We start from the raw sequence: 13,757 nt of genomic DNA, 5'->3' as shown, positions 1-13,757 counted from the left end.
AAAAGAATGGAGACCGGAAACCGGCTCGACGACGTAGCGGCTGGTGTGATCCGGCCGCTGAACCAGGCGGAGGCCAAGCTTTCGCTTTCCCTGTTGAGGGAGATCGGCAGGACCGAGCCTTTCGTGGCTGAGCTCGTCAAGGGCGATGGTCCGCTCAAGGCCTTTTTTGTCGCAGCGTTCTCGCTGTCACCGTTTCTCCGCGATGTGGCTTCGATCAGGCCTAAGCTTCTGGCCGGTGCGATCGACGGGCAGGTCGAGGATGCGCTGGCCGCGCTGGTTGACGCAGCGCGAGACGCCTGGCGACCGGTGGATGCAAGGATCCCGTCCGAGAACGAGGTGATGACGGCGCTGCGCAGTGCCAAACGCGCGTTCGGCTTTCTGCTGGCGCTCGCAGATCTTGCCCGCATCTTCTCGGCACGGGATACGACGCGCTGGCTGAGCGAGTTTGCGCAGGCTTCTACGGCGGCGGCGATCGATCATCTGCTTCTGGCAGCCCATGAGAGTGGCAAGCTCCGGCTCGTCGATCCAGCGGAGCCGAGCCGCGGGTCGGGCCTGATCGTGCTCGGCATGGGCAAGCTGGGTGGCCGCGAGCTGAACTACTCTTCCGATATCGACATCGTCGTGTTCTACGATCCGGAGGCCGGCATTCTTGCTGACCCGCTCGATGCATCGGAAACCTATGGGCGGATGATGCGGCGGTTGATCCGCATTCTGCAGGAGCGCACGGCAGACGGCTATGTGTTCCGCACCGATCTGCGGCTGAGGCCCGATCCGGGCTCGACGCCGCTTGCCGTGTCGATGGATGCGGCGCTGATCTATTACGAGGGCAGGGGCCAGAACTGGGAACGGGCAGCCTTTATCAAGGCCCGGCCCGTAGCGGGCGATATCGTGGCGGGCGAGGGCTTTCTGAAGCTGCTGACGCCGTTCGTGTTTCGCAAATATCTCGACTATGCGGCGATTGCCGATATCCACTCGATCAAGCGGCAGATCCATGTGCACAAGGGCCATGGTGCGATCGCCGTCAAAGGCCATGACATCAAGCTCGGCCGCGGCGGCATTCGCGAGATCGAGTTCTTTGCGCAGACCCAGCAGCTGATCGCCGGCGGCCGTATGCCGGCCCTGCGTACGAGAGAGACAGAAGCGGCGCTCAAGGCGCTGGCCGAGGCGAAATGGATCAGGCCGGAGATAGCGGCGGCGCTGACCGATGCCTACTGGTTCCTGCGCGATGTGGAGCACCGCATCCAGATGGTGCATGACGAACAGACGCACCGGCTGCCGACGACCGAGGCGGAGCTGAAGCGCATTGCCTTCATGCTGGGTTTCGACAGCGTTGCGGCATTTTCGACGCGGCTCGAAGCCATTCTGAGGACCGTCGAGAAGCGATATTCCCGGTTGTTCGAGCAAGAGGAAAAGCTTTCTTCGCAGGGCGGAAATTACGAAGGCAATCTCGTCTTCACCGGCCAGAAGGACGATCCCGATACCTTGGAGACGCTCGGCCGGCTCGGTTTCGAGCGTCCGGCCGACATGAGCCGGGTGATCCGGACATGGCATTCCGGTCGCTACCGGGCGACGCAGTCATCGGAAGCGCGCGAGCGGCTGACGGAGATGATGCCGGCGCTGCTGAAGGCGATCGGCGAAAGCCGTCGGGCCGACGAGGCCCTTTTGCGGTTCGACAGTTTTCTCAAAGGTCTGCCGGCCGGCATTCAGCTGTTCTCGCTGATCGGCAACAATCCGCTCCTTCTCTCGCTGATCGTGACGATCATGGCCTCTGCGCCGCGGCTCGCCGATATCGTCGCCTCCAAACCGCATGTGTTCGACGGCATGCTGGATCCCGGGCTGATGGCGGAGATCCCCACCCGCGACTTTCTCGCCTCGCGGCTGACGGCGTTTCTGGCAAGCTCGCGCCACTACGAGGACCGGCTGGACCGGTTGCGGATCTTTGCCGCCGAGCACCGGTTCCTGATCGGGATCCGGCTGCTGACCGGGTCGATTTCCGGAGAGGAGGCGGGTCGCGCCTTTACTCATCTCGCCGATCTCCTGATCGAGGCGGCTCTGATTGCCGTGACGTCCGAAATCGAGGCGGCGCATGGCGCCTATCCGGGCGGTCGGCTGGCCGTGCTCGGCATGGGCAAGCTCGGTTCGTTCGAGCTGACCGCCGGCTCCGATGTCGATCTCATCCTCCTCTACGACTATGACAGCGCGGTCGCGGAAAGCGACGGCCCAAGGCCGCTCGATGCGCAACGCTATTTCACGCGCTTGACCCAGCGGCTGGTCGCAGCACTTTCGGCGCCGATGGCGGAAGGCGTGATCTTCGAGGTGGATTTGCGGCTGCGGCCCTCCGGCAACAAGGGCCCGGTCGCCACCCGCATCGGTGCCTTCGGCAAATATCAGCGCGAGGAAGCCTGGACCTGGGAGCATATGGCGCTGACGCGGGCGCGGCTCGTCTGCGGTGACGCAAGCCTTCAGGACGAGGTGAGGGACGTGATCGACGACGTCCTGTCGGCACGGCCCGATATCGGCAAGACCGCCAAGGATGTCTCCGAGATGCGGGTCCTGATCGGCAAGGAAAAGCCGCCGCGCGATATCTGGGATTTCAAGCTGATTCCGGGTGGGCTGATCGACATCGAATTCCTCGCCCAGTACCTGCGCCTCGTCGCACCAGTGAAGGGCATCAGCGTCCCGACTTACGGCTCGACCACCGAAGAATTGCTGAAGCGCCTCGGCGACGAACTGATGACGACGGGCGATCTCGATACATGCCTTGAGGCACTCCGATTGTTCAGCGAGCTGTCGCAGATCATCAGGCTCTGCGTCGACGGCCCGTTCGAACCCAAGGACGCGCCATCCGGTCTTGTCGAACGCATCTGCCGGGCGGGAGACTGTCCTGATCTGGCAACGCTCGAGGGAGAGGTAAAGCGTTTATCGAAAGCGGTCCGGAAGGTTTTCGAGAAAGTCGTGAGAGCCTGAGCTCCATCTGCCGGTTCTGACCGAGATGATCATCGGATCAGAGTGAAGATACCGGCTGTCGCAGCGATTGCTGCCAGCACCAGCCCGAAGATCACACAGATGAGATTGATGATCCAACCCTGATCCGGCTTCGAATCCAGCTTGACGTTGATCATCGCAAGCGCTGCCCGCGTGTCGTCAGCAATTTCGCAGAGCTTGGGAATACGGGCGTCTGCAGCGCGGCTTACAGGTGATCTCCTTCAACAGATGAGAAGGCGGCAAATGTGTATGGGCAAGTCAATTGCAATCTGGGATTGATCGTGTGGTGTTCCTCAAGCCACCTTCTTTGCCGTAAACTGGACCACATCGCTTTGAGGGATGTGGATCGACACCACGGTTCCCTTGCCCATGACGGACCGGATCCGCATCGTGCCGCCGTGGAGCGCGATCAGTGAGCGGGAGATGGCGAGGCCGAGGCCGGAGCCGCCTTTGCTCTTGGCATACTGGCTCTGCACCTGTTCGAAGGGCTGGCCGATCTTCGACAGCGATGCCTTGGGGATGCCGATGCCGGTGTCGGCGATGGTCAGCACGATGCCGCCGCTGATCGGCTTTGCGCGCAGTTCGATGCGGCCGCCTTCGTCGGTGAATTTCACCGCGTTGGAGAGAAGGTTCAGCATCACCTGTTTCAGCGCCCGGCGATCGCCGATCATGTCGAGGGAAGGCGACAGGCACTGGCGGATGGCGATCTGCTTTTCCTGTGCCACCACGGCAGTCAGCCTCAGGCTTTCCTCGATCAGCGGCGTCAGGTTGACGGGCTCCGATTGGATCAGCATGTGGCCGGCCTCGATCTTCGACATGTCGAGGATATCGTTGATGACGTTGAGGAGATGCTTGCCGCTGTCGTGGATATCGCGGGAGTATTCGCTGTATTTGGCGGATCCGAGCGGGCCGAACATGCCGTTCACCAGGATTTCGGAAAAGCCGAGGATGGCGTTGAGCGGCGTTCTGAGTTCGTGGGACATGTTGGCAAGGAATTCCGACTTCGCCTTGTTGGCGGCCTCGGCGCGTTCCTTTTCCGCCTGGTAATTGGCATTGGCGGTCGAAAGCTCTTCCTTCTGGCGCTCGAGCTTCTTCTGCGAGGCGGAGAGATCGCCGATCGTCGCCATCAGGCGGCGCTCGGAATCGCGCAGACGTTCCTGGTGACGCTTGAGCAGGGTGATGTCGGTGCCGACGGAAACCGTGCCGCCATCGCGGGTGCGGCGTTCGTTGATCTGCAGCCAGCGTTCATCGGCAAGCTGCACTTCGGTGGTGCGCGACAGGCCGCTGCGATCGGGATCGGCGACACGGCGTTCGATCACCGGACGGGCAGAGGCGCCAAGCACGGTGCTGCGTTCGGTGCCGGGAACGAGGACTGAGTCCGGAAGACCGTGGGCCTGCTGGAAATGGGTATTGCACATCACCAGGCGGTCGTTCTTGTCCCAGAGAACGAAGGCTTCCGACGTGCACTCGATGGCGTCTGCAAGGCGCTGGTCGGCTTCTGCATAGCGTTCGGCAAGCCGGTGCTGCTCGGTCACATCCATGGCGATGCCGATCACATGGGTGCGACCGTTTGCCATCCGCACGACCTGGGCGCGGGCGCGCATCCACACATAGTGGCCGGCGGCGTGGCGCATGCGGAAGACTTGGTCCACCTGCTTGGCATTGCCGCGGCTGATGGCGCGGGCGAGAGCGTAAAGATTGCCATCGGTCGGGTGCATCATCCGCGCCGCATCGGTAAAGGACACGACGTTGCCAACCGGGGGGAAGCCGAGCATCTCGTACATCGAGCCCGACCAGAACAGGCGCCGGTTAGTAACGTCGAAATCCCACAGGCCGCAGCGACCGCGCGACAGCGCCGTCTCGATGCGCAGGTTCGATTGCACGAACGTCTCGTCGGCGTCGCGGGCGCGCTTCACCTGAGCGTAATAGGCATAGAGGATGACGAGCAGGATGGCCGAAATGCCGGCAAAGATCGTGACGCTGAGCGAGACTTCGCCACGTACGAATTCGTTCGTCGTCTCCAGCGAATGGGCCGCTACGATCAGCGCACCGTCGTTGCCGATTGGCTTGATCGACGCATAGTAGGGGACATCACCGAAAAAGGTCTCGATGACCGTGCCCGACCCGCCGACGCGGCGCATGGCTGCGGTTTCGGGAAGAACCGAGGAAAGACGCTTGCCGAGATAGCTGCCGGCATCGCCGATGCCGCCGAAGATCCGGCCGGTGGTATCGGTAAAGAGCACGACAGCGCCGCGCTCCAGCTTGTCCTGGCCGAGGAATGTCGAGAGACGCGCTTGGGCAGTCTGGCGGTCGGCTGCAGCAAACAGCGATTCCTGACCGGAGAAAGCGGCGGATGCGGTCGCGGACATCAGCGACGCGGACTGGCGCGCGGCATCTTCCATCCGGCCATGCTCGCCCACGATCCCCATAATGCGCGATGCGGCAACGACGGCAAGAAAGATAAGGATCAGAATTGGAATGGAACGCTTCAGCACCAGCTCGACGCGCGGCGTCTGCTGTGCGATCGGCCGGACGGAAAGCTGAGCTTCCTCCGGAGCCGTCCGTCCAAGGCTGCTGAAGCCTGGAAACTTGAAGCGCAACCATCCCCCGGCCTCGGTTTCCCGCTGCACGCCCGATATCATCGTCATCCGATCCCTCGTCGTGATTCGCTGCGCCGCCGCTCGAATCTGACCTAATGAATCACAGAGTGATTCTCTGTGTCCAGAGGGTTGGTAACATTTCGTTAACCATATGATAGTCGACGCATTTACGCCTAAGAGGCCCCCCAAATCAGGTGTCTGGGTAACGCTTTTCAGGATGCGAGTTATCAAGCCCCGTCAAGCAAGATGTACCAAAATGTGCCAAATCGGCGCAAAAAATATCCGCGCCGGCAGGCAGCCGACGCGGATGTCATTTTGCACGAAGATTGTCTCAGCCCTTCAGCATACGCTCAACGATGTCGCGCACGTCAGTCGAAAGGGACGGGCTGCGTTCGATCGTCATCAAAGCGTCGCGGGCCTGGTCGGCGCGGGTCGGCTCCAGCGAGCGCCATGAGCGCATCGAGGTGAGGATGCGGGCGGCCAGTTGCGGGTTCTTCGGATCGATCTCGAGGATCTGTCCGGCCAGGAACCGGTAGCCTTCGCCGTCGCGACGGTTGAAGCCGGTCGGGTTCGAGAAGGCATACATGCCGACCAGTGCGCGAACACGGTTCGGATTGCCGGCATTGTAGCGCGGATGGTCGATCAACGCTTTGACCCGCGCCAGTGCATCTTCGCCGGGCATGGTCGCCTGCAGCGAGAACCACTTGTCGATGACGAGCGGGTTTTCGCCGAACCGTGTCAGGAAGCTTGCGAGCGCACCTGTTGTTTCCGACGCTTCCGGGAAGCGATGGGCAAGCAGGGTGAGCGCCTGCGACAGTTCCGTCATGTTGTCGGCTGCACCGAAGGCTTCGGCCGCGCGCTGCGGGCTGTTCTCGGCATAGGCGAGGTAGGTCAGTGCCGCAGCCTTGAGAGCCCGCCTGCCGGCGCTTTCGGCATCCGGCGAATAGGCACTATCTGCCTTCATGTCACTGAACAGACGCTTGAACAGGTCTTCGCCAGCATCTGCAATGAGCTTCAAGACCGCATTGCGGCCCGTGTGAATGGCTTCCGGATCGTTGTTGCCACCAAGCTCGCGACCGATGTCGGCTTCGCTCGGAAGTGCCAGAACCTGCGCGCGGAAGGCCGGCTCCAGCGTGTCGTCGCCGGCCGCTTCCAGAAGTGCCGCAATCAGCGCCGGGTCGCAGGTGACCTCATGACCTTCCCGCGCGTCGCGGGCCGCCTTGGTGAGGTTGGGGATGGCGAGATCCGTCAGGGACTGCCAGCGTGAAAACAGATCCGTGTCGTGACGCGCGATATGCGCAAGATCGGCCGGCGTCTGGGTAAAGGCGATGTTGACCGGCGCCGAGAACGAACGGTTGAGCGACAGGACCGGCCGCGACGCGATTCCGGTGAAGGTGAAGGCCTGGCGGCGATCGGTCAGATGCAGCACGTCACCGGTCACTTCACCGCCCTTGACGGATGTCGCGTCGGCAATGGTGCCATTGTCGAGGATCAGCGCGAAGGACAACGGAATGTGCATCGGCTGCTTGTCCGGCTGGCCCGGCGTTGCTGGCACCATCTGTTCGAGCGACAGCTTGAACGTGGCGGATGCCTGGTCGTATTCGGTCGAGACGTTGACGAGCGGCGTGCCGGCCTGCGAATACCAGAGCGAGAACTGGGCGAGATCGCGGCCGCTCACGTCCTCGAAGCATTTCACATAGTCCTCGACGGTGACGGCCTGGCCGTCATGCCGTTCGAAATAGAGATCCATGCCGGCCTTGAAATCGTCCATGCCGAGCAGCGTAGCGATCATGCCGGTGACTTCGGAGCCCTTCTGGTAGACCGTCGTCGTGTAGAAATTGTTGATCTCGCGATAGGTCGTCGGGCGCACCGGGTGGGCGAGCGGGCCGCCATCCTCCGGGAACTGGTCCGAGCGCAGATGGCGCACTTCGGCGATGCGCTTGACCGGACGCGAGCGCTGGTCGGCCGAGAATTCGTGGTCGCGATAGACCGTGAGGCCTTCCTTCAGGCACAGCTGGAACCAGTCGCGGCAGGTAATGCGGTTGCCGGTCCAGTTGTGGAAGTATTCGTGGGCGATGATCGCCTCGATATTGGCGTAGTCCTGATCCGTTGCAGTCTCTGGATCGGCCAGCACGTACTTGTCGTTGAAGACGTTGAGCCCCTTGTTCTCCATGGCGCCCATGTTGAAGTCGGAGACGGCGACGATCATGAAGATATCGAGATCGTATTCGCGGCCGAACCGCTCCTCGTCCCACTTCATCGAACGCTTCAGAGCGTCCATGGCATAGGCGGTGCGCGACTCGTTGCCGTGCTCGACAAAGATCTTCAGCGTCACTTCACGATCGGACATCGTCACGAACGTGTCTTCGACGACCGCAAGATCGCCGGCGACGAGAGCAAACAGGTAGGATGGCTTCGGATGCGGATCGAACCAGGCGGCAAAGGCGCGGCCTTCGTCATATCCGGCACCGCCCAGGAAATTGCCGTTCGACAGCATGACCGGGTTGGCGGCCTTGTCACCGATGATGGTGATCGTGTAGGGCGCCAGAACGTCGGGACGGTCAGGGAAGTATGTGATCCGGCGGAAGCCTTCGGCCTCGCACTGCGTGCAATAGATGCCGTTGGTGCGGTAAAGCCCCATCAGCTGCGTATTGGCTTCCGGATTGATATGGGTCGTGATGGTGATCTCGAACGGCGCCTCGGCCGGCAGATCACGGATGATGAGGCTTTCCGGCGTGGCATCGTACTGACTGGCCGGCACGTCCTTTTGGTCAAACAGCAGGCCGGAGAGAGCAAGCTCGTCGCCATCGAGCACCAGAGGAGCGGACGGATCCACGCCTTCGCGGCGATGGAAGATCAGCCGGGCATCCACTTTCGTGTTCGTCGGGTCGAGCTCGAAGGTGAGGTCGACACGTTCCAGAACGAAATCAGTGGGGCGGTAATCTGCCAGATGTACGATCTGGCCCGTATCTGTTCGCATGACTTTTCCTGAACCGGCTCTTCAAATTGAACGCGTCGAGGATCTGCGCGGTTGCGCGCATTGAGCTTTCGACAATCCCCATCGCCGCCGCGGATCATTGCACGCAATACTAAACGATTGTTGAAGCCACCTTTAAGATAACGCGATTTTGTTCCAGTCTTGAGCAGCCTCGCGGAAGCTGACTTGCCATCATGCTTCGTGATTGTGCTTTGTCAATTTCCTGTCGCGGCCCCGGGAAATGTGGTTATTGTGATTTGTATTCGAATCCTTTTCTTTGGTGGTGCTGCGATTACGGTCCCGTCACCGTGATTTTTGCAGAGTGCATGATGGTGGCCGACGCGCAGAACCCCTTGCGGGGCATTCTTTTCAAGGTCATCTCCGTCGTCATCTTCGTGGCCATGCAGGTCTGCATCAAGTCCGCCGGAACGGGGATCCCTGCAGGGCAGATCACCTTTTACCGCTCCGCTTTCGGGATCGTGCCGATCATGCTCTACCTGTCGGTTCTCGGACAGTTATGGCCGGCATTCCACACGTCGAGCATTTTTGGACATTTCAAGCGCGGTGTGCTGGGCATCATGTCGATGGCCTTCGGCTTTTACGGCCTGATCCACCTGCCGCTGCCAGAAGCGATCGCCATCGGCTACGCGGGACCGCTGATGGCCGTCGTGTTTGCAGCGCTCATCCTCAAGGAAACAGTGCGCGTCTATCGCTGGACGGCGGTGTTGATCGGAATCGTTGGCGTTCTCGTCGTCTCCTGGCCAAAGCTGACACTGCTCCGCGACGGCGGGTTTGCCTCCGAACAGGCGCTCGGGGCGATCGCGGTTCTCTGTGCCGCCGTGCTGGCCGGTCTTGCCATGGTGCAGGTGCGCCAGCTGGTGCAGACCGAAAAGACGGCGACGATCGTGCTGTATTTTTCGTTGACCGGCGCGCTTCTGTCGCTGGCCAGCCTGCCGTTAGGCTGGGTGTCGCTGCCCTGGAGCAGTTTTCTGCTTCTGATCGCGGCCGGGCTATGCGGTGGCGTAGCGCAGATCTTCTTGACCGAAAGCTATCGATTTGCCGATGTCTCGACAGTCGCACCCTTCGACTATACGTCGATCATTCTGGGCATTGCCGTGTCATATCTGCTGTTTGCGGACGTGCCGACGGCAACGACGCTGATCGGTACCGCGATTACGGTTTCCGCCGGTATCTTCATCATCTACCGCGAGCATCGGCTGGGTCTCGAGCGCAAGGCGGCACGCCGGGCGTCAAGCACCGCCAACTGAATCCGTGCTGCAGGAACATGGCCCCAAATGCAAAAGGGCCGCGTGACGCAGCCCTCGACAGTTCAATCCAACGTGGATGACGCTTTACAGCGGAATTGCAGTTTCCGCGTCGGAGCGCTTTACCGCTGAACGGGAAAACTCGACGGATGCAGATACCGCGCAGCTGATCTGGAGAATGCTGTCGCGGATCGTACGGATCGGGTGCAGAACGGTTTTCATTGTCGTCATACCCTCAGCGTTCACGAAAGTCTGCGAAGACGGCGGACGGACGGGTGATCCCGACCGGACGGCTCATCGAGCGCGACGTGATCTGCTCGTGCGTGGCAGATCCGAAATGGTGGTACCCGTTCGACGAGCGCGGCGCGAGGCCGGCAACGCGGAGGGTTTCAAAGCCCGAATGGATCGGACGAAAGCGTGTGGTCATTGCCTTGGTTCCTTAAACCGTGTCCTCCCAAGACAGGATGATATATTGCAGCGCAGCATTGATTCAACAATGGCGGCAAACGCGGCGCTGACATGCAGCGCACGCATAACGATATTCACAAATTGGTAATATTAACGCGAATCGTCGGTCCGCTGCCTAGATTCTGGGCATTCAAGTCCCGGAAATGCGGCTTTTGAACAGCAACATATCCTGCCAGGCGAGAGCCTTGTTCGCCGGTGCCGCAAGCAGATCCTGCGGGTGAAGCGTCGCGAGCGCGGAAACCGCAAGTCCCGCTGCCGTGACGTCGCGCCATTCGCCGCGCATCGAATGGATCGTGCCGGTATCGCCGAGGAACAGACGCGCGGGAAAGTTGCCGAGCAGCAGCAGATGGCGTGGCTCGGCAAGCGCGATCTGCCGGTCGAGGAACGGTCTGCAGATTTCAAGTTCGGCGTCGGACGGCATCCGGCTTCCCGGCGGACGCCAGGGGATGATGTTGGTGAGCAGCACCGTCTCGCGCGACAGGCCGATCGCCGACAGCATCCGGTCCAGCAATTGGCCTTGCCGCCCGGAAAACGGTGTGCCGTCGCGATCATCTTCGGCATTTGGCATCGGGCCGATCACCATGATGCGCGATTGCGGATCGCCGGTCATGAACACCGTTGAGCGGGCGCCGTGTTTCAGGTTGCAGCCGCCGAAGGTTTCCAGCGCCGTCTTCAGTTCGGAAAGCGTGCCGGCACCGTCTGCCGCAAGACGCGCGGCATTGACCGCGCCGCCATCGGGAATGGCGACCTGCTGCATGGAGGAGGGGGTAAGACGCGGAGCTGGTGGCGCGGGACGCTGCGGCTGTGGTGTATCGCCACCGACAGCATAGGCCTCACGCTCGCCCTGCGGCGGTGACGACACGTTCGGTGCCGCTCGCCCTTGCGACTTCGCTGCCTTCTGCTCGGCAAACTGCGCGAAGCGATCAACCGGTGCGTCCTCGACCAGCCAGTCGACACCCGAATCCGCATAGAAATGCAGCAGCGCTGCAAGTTCGGCAGGATCGAGTTCGGAGGCGGTGGGGCTCATATGCGCACCCTATAGCATGTCGGGCTCGGGTTGGAATGGGATTCCGTCCGCGGCTGTGGAGAACCTCGCGGAGTGCTTACGCCGCCCACTGCTCCACATCGCCGCTTTCGCCGATCAGGGCCAGACCGTGGGCGATCGACAACAGTTCGCCGCCGCTCTCGATCTTGCCGGCATCGAAGCGCCGGTTAAAGATCTGCCGCACCGCCGGCACGAAGGATGTCCCACCGGTCAAGAACACCTTGTCGACCTCATCAGGTGCCGTGTTTGTCTTGGTCAGCACGTCGTCCAGCGCACCTTCGATCCGGGCGAGGTCGTCGGCGATCCAGGTTTCGAAATCGGTCCGCTTCACCATCTTCTTGCCACCCCGGCCGAGCGGCGAGAAATTGAACTCCGCCTCGTCGGACGCAGAAAGCGCCATCTTGGTGGCCGAGATCGACTGATAGAGCGGATAGCCTTCGTCGTGATCGACGAGATCGATAAACAGTTCCAGCTTGTCGGGATCGGTTGCCGAGCGCACCAGCGATTTCAGATCCGTGAACTCGCGGGTCGTCTTGAAGATAGACAACTGGTTCCAGCGCGAGAAATTCGCATAATAGCTGGAGGGCACTTCGAGAAGCTTGTCGAAGCTCTTGAAATGCGTGCCCTTGCCAATCTCTGGCGCCACCAGATGCTCCACCATCCGCGCGTCGAAGTGATCGCCGGCGATGCCGACGCCGGAATGGCCGATCGGAGTTGCGACGAGCTTGCCGGCGACACGCTCGAAGCGGATGAGCGAGTAGTCCGTCGTGCCGCCGCCAAAGTCGGCCACCAGAACGGTGGCATCGCTCTTCAGGCTCTGCGCGAAGTAATAGGCGGCTGCGACAGGCTCGTAGACATAGTGGATTTCCGGAAAGCCCAGCCGCGTCAGCGCTTCGTTGTAGCGATCGGTGGCAAGTTTCTCATCCGGGCTGGCGCCGGCAAAATGCACCGGACGTCCTGCGACGAGACGCGAGACTTCGCCCGGCCAGTTGCCTTCTGCATAGGCCTGCAGCCGCTTCAGAAAGATTTCCATCAGGTCTTCGAACATGTGCCGGCGGGCAAACACCAGCGTACCCTGAAACAGGGGGCTTGCAGCAAAGGTCTTGATCGACTGCAGGAAGCGGACATCACCGGGATTGTCGATGAACTGGCGGATGGCGGCCTGACCGGCCTCGATCTTCAGCGCCTGCGCGCCAAGCTTCGCATCCTTCATGAAGGACAGCGCCGTGCGCATCGAATCCGTGGTGCCGGCGCTGCTGGAAAACTCCAGCGAATGCGTGGTGGCGCCGCTGTCCGCCAATGCCAGAACCGTATTGGTCGTGCCGAAATCAAGCCCGAGCGCCCGTGCCATGGCCGTGCTCCTTAAAAATCTACGTCGAAAATGATGAACCGGAAGCGCCGCCTCCGAGGGCAACAGAACGCGAAAACGCGCCCCGTTTTTCAAGAGGGCGCGTGATGGCACAAGGTGCGGGCGAAGGCAAGAGCGGAAAGGGACTGAACCCCATGCCGATAGCGTTTATGCCGCGCTGTAGATTTTCTCCGTTTCCAGCGTGTCGGCCTCGTCTCGGGAGCCGAACAGGGTGCCAATCGTCTGGCTCGGCTTGGAGACGATATTGTCCAGCAACTGGCTGACCATCAGGCTCTGGACGACTTCCGAAGCCCGTTCGCGGACCTGCTGTTCCTCGTCGGAGCCGGTCGTTCCGAAACGCGTCTGAATCCTTGCGATCTGGTCAAGGAAGTTGGCGACGTGATCGGCAGAGGCTGTTTTCGAGACAGAGGTCGACGCCGTTGTAGGAGCGTTGGAAGCCGACGCGGTCGTTCCCACACTTGCGCCAGTCGCCGGTGCCGTGGATGCCGTGCCAGCCTGGACGGGGCCCGCCGACGAGGGGCCAGGCGCGGTGGCGGAACTTGCGCTGCTCGATGGCGAAGCGCCAGCCATGTCGGTCGAACCCGTCTCAGCCGCCGCATCGTCGTCCGTTACTGTGGAGGTGCTGTCGGTGCTTCCTGCTTCTCCAGCCTCAACGTCGCTTGGTTCGGCCTGATCGGTTTCCGCTGTCTCCGGCGCAGTCCATACCGGTGTCCCGGCCGCGTCTTCCTTTTCTACGCGACCGTCCGCTTCGTCGTTGTCGGCCGCTGTCGGCTCGGACGTCGCGGGATCGTCGTTAGAAGCGACCGGTGTCGGGCCGTAGATCCCGTCATCGCTGTTGTCGACCTGCGTGTCGGGCTCGTCGCTTTTCACCGGTTCGGCGGAAACCGGCTCGTTGCTGGCAGGCTTGGCTGTGGACGAATTGCCGGATGTGGTGCTTGCCGGTTGAGTGCTGGAACTGGACGTCTGGCTCGGCGAGGATGAACTCGATCCGCCTTTGAAAAGGCTGTCAATTAACACGGTATGCCCCTTGGGTTCTAATCAAGCTCGG

General features: G+C 61.5%; 10 protein-coding genes. 2 read left to right on the top strand and 8 right to left on the bottom strand.

Annotated elements, in window-relative coordinates; translation table 11 throughout:
* The first annotated feature begins 6 nt into the window (after positions 1–6).
* Positions 7–2,967: a bifunctional [glutamine synthetase] adenylyltransferase/[glutamine synthetase]-adenylyl-L-tyrosine phosphorylase gene (locus ASG19_RS01560; RefSeq protein WP_062453432.1), complete on the top strand. Its 2,961-nt coding sequence runs from the start codon at positions 7–9 to the stop codon at positions 2,965–2,967.
* Positions 2,968–2,996: 29 nt separating this feature from the next.
* Here the strand turns inward: ASG19_RS01560 and ASG19_RS24580 are convergent, their stop codons facing one another.
* The 3 genes from ASG19_RS24580 to pepN all read right to left on the bottom strand — a co-directional run bounded on the left by ASG19_RS24580 (position 2,997) and on the right by pepN (position 8,565).
* Complete coding sequence (locus ASG19_RS24580; RefSeq protein WP_280136949.1) at positions 2,997–3,122, bottom strand: hypothetical protein; 126 nt, start codon at positions 3,120–3,122, stop codon at positions 2,997–2,999.
* A 156-nt stretch (positions 3,123–3,278) separates the two neighbouring features.
* Complete coding sequence (locus tag ASG19_RS01555; protein WP_244476055.1) at positions 3,279–5,633, bottom strand: PAS domain-containing sensor histidine kinase; 2,355 nt, start codon at positions 5,631–5,633, stop codon at positions 3,279–3,281.
* A 283-nt stretch (positions 5,634–5,916) separates the two neighbouring features.
* The gene (gene pepN, locus ASG19_RS01550) at positions 5,917–8,565 is read right to left on the bottom strand and encodes an aminopeptidase N (RefSeq protein WP_062453431.1); all 2,649 of its coding nucleotides are present in this window, start codon (positions 8,563–8,565) and stop codon (positions 5,917–5,919) included.
* A gap of 326 nt (positions 8,566–8,891) precedes the next feature.
* Here pepN and ASG19_RS01545 point away from each other — a divergent pair, with 326 nt between their 5' ends.
* Positions 8,892–9,830, top strand: a complete 939-nt coding sequence (locus ASG19_RS01545) for a DMT family transporter (RefSeq protein ID WP_062454759.1) — start codon at positions 8,892–8,894, stop codon at positions 9,828–9,830.
* Positions 9,831–9,914: 84 nt separating this feature from the next.
* On the opposite strand, the gene ASG19_RS24575 is transcribed toward ASG19_RS01545, so the two are convergent.
* The 5 genes from ASG19_RS24575 to ASG19_RS01525 form a co-directional block, all read right to left on the bottom strand.
* On the bottom strand, positions 9,915–10,049 hold the full coding sequence (locus ASG19_RS24575) for a hypothetical protein (RefSeq protein WP_256413693.1): 135 nt from the start codon (positions 10,047–10,049) through the stop codon (positions 9,915–9,917).
* A 13-nt stretch (positions 10,050–10,062) separates the two neighbouring features.
* Positions 10,063–10,254 carry a hypothetical protein gene (locus ASG19_RS01540; protein WP_062453430.1) on the bottom strand — a complete coding sequence of 64 codons (192 nt, stop codon included), beginning with the start codon at positions 10,252–10,254 and terminating at the stop codon, positions 10,063–10,065.
* Positions 10,255–10,425: 171 nt separating this feature from the next.
* A complete protein-coding gene (locus ASG19_RS01535) occupies positions 10,426–11,322 on the bottom strand; it encodes a uracil-DNA glycosylase (RefSeq protein ID WP_062453429.1) in 897 nt (298 codons plus the stop codon).
* A 76-nt stretch (positions 11,323–11,398) separates the two neighbouring features.
* Positions 11,399–12,691: an Hsp70 family protein gene (locus ASG19_RS01530; protein ID WP_062453428.1), complete on the bottom strand. Its 1,293-nt coding sequence runs from the start codon at positions 12,689–12,691 to the stop codon at positions 11,399–11,401.
* A gap of 165 nt (positions 12,692–12,856) precedes the next feature.
* A complete protein-coding gene (locus tag ASG19_RS01525; protein WP_156466384.1) occupies positions 12,857–13,726 on the bottom strand; it encodes a hypothetical protein in 870 nt (289 codons plus the stop codon).
* Positions 13,727–13,757 lie beyond the last annotated feature (31 nt).

The sequence above is a fragment of the Rhizobium sp. Leaf306 genome (genome assembly GCF_001423425.1).
GTDB classification, from domain to species: Bacteria; Pseudomonadota; Alphaproteobacteria; order Rhizobiales; family Rhizobiaceae; genus Neorhizobium; species Neorhizobium soli.
Note: the sequence above shows the minus strand (reverse complement) of the source record. Positions and strands in the feature narration are given on the sequence as shown.